This is a genomic window from Plasticicumulans sp., assembly GCF_035331805.1.
In the GTDB taxonomy this organism is placed as follows: Bacteria; Pseudomonadota; Gammaproteobacteria; order Competibacterales; family Competibacteraceae; genus Plasticicumulans.
The window spans coordinates 1-4,277 of the sequence record NZ_DAOLKE010000301.1 but is presented as its reverse complement, the minus strand read 5'-3'; the positions used below and the strand labels follow the sequence as shown (position 1 = coordinate 4,277).

Sequence of the window (4,277 nt, the reverse complement as noted above, 5' to 3'; positions counted from 1 at the left end):
GCATCTTATGCGGCCATCACGGCAGGCCGGATCATGCGCTTGCGGGACCGCTCTGCGAAGCGATCCCAGGCACGACGCCGGGCTCAGACGCTGCTGCACCGCAAGAATTCCCTGCAGCAGGAAACTGCCGGGAGCGCGGCGCAGCCCGGAATTTGCCCGGAAAGCCCGGATTTCGGCCGGAAACGACCGTCAAGCGCCTGATCCGTCGAATTTCGTCGCAGGCTTCCGGCGCACGATCCGGCGGATGCGCAATCGCGGCCGGCTGGCCATGACCTGCCGATCCGGCGCCGGTTGCTCCATTGCGGCACCGGATGCCCGCAAGTCCTCCGATTTCTGAAACGCAGCCATGCAATGCGCGCATCGCCGGCCAGAGCCCGTACGGCTTCGTATCAACTCATCCGAGCGCGTGCAGGCCGCTTCGGGCTCAGCGTCGCCGGCACCAGCCCTGCACCCGCGTCCGCCATTCGTCGGTCAGCTCGTAGAAGGTCGGGATCACCAGCAGCGTCAGCAGCGTCGCGGTCAGCGTGCCGCCGATCACGGCGCGCCCGAGCGGCGCGCGGAAGTCCGCCCCTTCGCCGTGGCCGAGCGCGACCGGGATCATGCCGGCGGTCAGCGCGAAGGTCGTCATCAGGATCGGGCGCAGCCGCACGCGCCCGGCCTCGATCAGCGCCTCGCGCAGCGCCAGCCCGCGCGCGCGGCCCTGCCTGGCGAAGTCGATCAGCAGGATCGCGTTCTTCGCGACCACGCCCATCAGCAGCATCACGCCGATCAGGCTCATGATGTTCAGCGTGTCGCCGGTCACGAGCAGCGCCAGCACCACGCCGATCAGCGACAGCGGCAGCGAGGCCATGATCGGCACCGGATCGAGGAAGCTGCCGAACTGCAGCACCAGGATCAGGTACATCAGCAGCAGCGCGATGCCGAGCGCCGAGAAGATGTTGCCGAACACCTCGGCCTGATCTTTGGCCTCGCCGCCGTGCTGCAGTCGCAGGCCCGGCGGCAGCGGCTCACGCGCCAGCCGCGCGTCGAGCCGGCGCACGGCCTCGGCGAGCGGCACGCCCTGGGTCGCGGCCTCGATGACGATCACGCGCTCGGTGTCGAAGTGATCGATGCGCCGCGGCCCGAGCCCGGGCGTGACGGTGACGATCTGCCCGAGCGGCAGCGACACGGTGCGCCCGTCGGCGGCGTGTGCAGCGACCGGCAGGCGCGCCAGCCCGGCGGCGAGTTCGCGGTACTCGGGAGCGAGGCGCACGGTCACGTCGCGGGTCTCGCCGTCCGGGTCGATCCAGTCGCCGGCTTCGAGTCCGGCATAGGCGACGCGCAGACCCTGGCCGATGTCGGCGACCGTGATGCCGAGCGCACCGGCGAGCCCGCGATCGACCGTCAGCTCGTACTCGGGCTTGCGCCCGCGCGTCGAGAGGTTCGCATCGACGATGCCCGGCACCTCGCGCGCCGCCGCGAGCAGGCGCTGGGCGGTCTCGGCGAGTTCGCGCGCATCCGGGCCGATCAGTCTGAGCTGGATCGGCTTGTAGGCGCCGCCGAAGCCGCCCGAGAACACCGCGACCTCGGCACCGGCGAGCTGCTGCGCCTGCGCGCGCAGTGCGTTGCCGATCTGCTCCTGCGTGCGCGAGCGTCCGGACTTGGGTTTCAGGCGCACGTAGACGGTCGCGGTATCGACGCCGCCGACCGTGAAATCGCCGGCGCTGCCGGCGCGCGTATAGGTGTAGCGAACCTCGGGCAGCGCGCGGGCAAGCCCGGCGACGCGCTCGGCCAGCACGCGCGTGTGTTCGAGGCTGGAGCCGGGCGGCGTGTCGATGACGATGCGCAGCTCGCTGCGGTCGCTCGGCGGCACGAAGGCCGCACCGCCGAACTGCGCCTGCAGCCACAGCGCGCCGAAGAAGCTGCCGAGCGCGAGCGCCGTCATCACCAGCCGGTGATCGAGCGCCCAGCCGATCACGCGCACGTAGCGTCCGGTCAGCCGGTCGAAGCCGGCGTTGAAGCGATCGAGCGCGCGCGTCAGCCAGCCGCGCCGCTGCGCCTCGGGCTGCGGATCGGGCCAGTAGGCCGACAGCATCGGATCGAGCGAGAACGACACGAACAGCGACACCAGCACCGCGCAGGCGATGGTCAGCGCGAAGGGCTTGAACCACTGGCCGGCGACGCCGGACATGAACGCCACCGGCACGAACACCGCGACGATGGAAAACGTGGTCGCGGTCACCGCCAGCCCGATCTCGGCGGTGCCGGCGCGCGCGGCATCGAGGTGCGAACGGCCCAGGTGCACATGGCGCACGATGTTCTCGCGCACGACGATGGCGTCATCGATCAGGATGCCGATCGCAAGCGACAGCCCGAGCAGCGACATCTGGTTCAGCGTGAAGCCGCAGGCCCAGACCGCGACGAAGGCCGCGAGCACCGACACCGGCAGCGCCAGACCGGTGATGACGGTCGAGCGCCACGAGTTCAGGAACAGGAACACGGTCAGCACCGTCAGCAGCGCGCCGAGCACGAGGTGCTCGCCGACGTTGGCGACCGAATGGCCGACGCGCTCGCCGGCGTCCTGCACGATGCGCAGCTCCACGCCGGCCGGCAGCGTCGCCTGCACCTGCGCGACCTGCGCGCGCAGCGCGGCGCTGACCGCCGTCGTGCTGGCGCCGCGCGACTTCAGCACGCCGATGCCGATCGCGGGGCGGCCGTCGTAGAAGGCGAGCGAACGCGCCTCCTCGGCGCCGTCGCTGACGTGCGCGAGCTGCCCGAGCCGGATCACGCGCTCGCCGCGGCGCGCGACCACGAGCTGCGCGAAGGCCTCCGGGCCGTCGAGCCGGCCGCGCAGGCGCAGCGTCTGCTCGCCGGCCCCGTGCGTCAGGCGCCCGACCGGCGCGGCGAGGTTCTGCGCGTTCAGCGCCTGCACGAGCTCGGCGAGCGTGACCCCGGCCTCGGCGAGCGCGGCCGGATCGAGCTGCACGTTCAGCTCGCGCGTCTGGCCGCCGGCAACATCGACCTGCGCGACGCCGGGCACCTGACGCAGCTCGCGCACGATGCCGGGATCGGCGAGCCGGGTCAGCTCGACCGGCGTCAGCCGGTCCGAGGCCAGCGTCAGCGACACCACCGGGATGTCGGCCGGATCGACCCGGGTCAGCACCGGCTCCTTCATCTCGTCGGGCAGGCGATCGCGCACCGCCGAGATGCGGTCGCGGATCTCCTGCCCGGCTTCGAGCATGTTCTTGCCGAACTCGAAGAACACGATCAGCTGCGCATAGCCGTCGCTCGCGCTCGAACGCAGCTCGTGGATGCCGGCGATGCCGGTGATCGATTCCTCGACGCGCTCCAGGATCTCGCGCTCGACGCCCTCGGGTGAGGCGCCGGGGTACGGGATGCCGACGACGATGACCGGCTGCTCGATGTCCGGGAACTCGTCGGTGTGCAGCGCGAGCAGCGCAAACAAGCCGAACAGCACCAGCGCCAGCATCGCGACCACCGTCACCATCGGCTGCTCGATGCTGAAATCCGAGATGCGCATGCCGCGCCCCTGCCCTGCCCCGTCCCTGCCCTCCATCAGCGCAGCACCGGCAGGATCTCGACCGGCGTGCCGGCCTGCAGCGTGCGCGCCGGGCGCAGCAGGATGCGGTCGCCGACATCGAGCCCGGAGCGGATCTCGACGTATCCGGCCTCGGCATCGCGCAGCCCGGTTTCAACCGTGACACTTTCGAGCCGGCCCTCGCGCACGCGCCAGAGACTCGCCTGCGCGGCCCCGGCCGGCACCGCATCGATCGGCAGCACCGGCGCCTCGCGCACGTCGGCGGCGACGCGGCCTTCGGCGTACAGGCCGCCGAGCAGCGCGCCGTCGGCGTTCGGCAGCGCCACGTACAGCGTCACCTGCCGGGTGACCGGGTCGGCCATCGGATTGATGCGCTCGATCGTGCCGCGAAAGCGTCGGTCCGGATAGCCGCGCACCGTGAACTCCACGGCCGCGCCGGCCTGCACGCGCGGCAGCTCGGCGGCCGGCACCGCGGCTTCGAGGCGCATGCTGGCCGGATCGACCAGCACGTACAGCGTCGCACCGGCCGGCACCACATCGCCGGCCGCGACCGGCCGCTCGGCGACGCGACCGGCCATCGGCGCATGCACGACGGTGTACGCGAGCTGCTTGTCGGCTGCGGCCAGCCGCGCGCGGGCATCGGCGAGCGTGGCATCGGCGGTGATCGACGCCGCCCAGGCATCCTCCTGCTGGCGGCGCGTCCAGGCGCCGGTGCGCAGCAGCTCGTCGCCGCGCTCGG

The 4,277-nt window shown here is 72.0% G+C and carries 3 protein-coding genes; 1 reads left to right on the top strand and 2 read right to left on the bottom strand.

What is annotated here, in order from left to right:
- Positions 1-201: hypothetical protein (locus PKE44_RS15690; RefSeq protein WP_324552991.1), on the top strand; the 201-nt coding region annotated here is incomplete at its 5' end.
- A gap of 223 nt (positions 202-424) precedes the next feature.
- Here PKE44_RS15690 and PKE44_RS15685 read toward each other — a convergent pair.
- Positions 425-3,520, bottom strand: coding sequence for an efflux RND transporter permease subunit (locus PKE44_RS15685; protein WP_324552988.1), 3,096 nt, complete (start codon positions 3,518-3,520; stop codon positions 425-427).
- A 35-nt stretch (positions 3,521-3,555) separates the two neighbouring features.
- On the bottom strand, positions 3,556-4,277 hold a 722-nt coding region (locus PKE44_RS15680), incomplete at its 5' end, for an efflux RND transporter periplasmic adaptor subunit (RefSeq protein ID WP_324552984.1).

Excerpts from the sequence above, each read along its gene's own strand:
- PKE44_RS15685 (WP_324552988.1), bottom strand. The coding sequence starts at position 3,520 with ATGCGCATCTCGGATTTCAGCATCGAGCAGCCGATGGTGACGGTGGTC.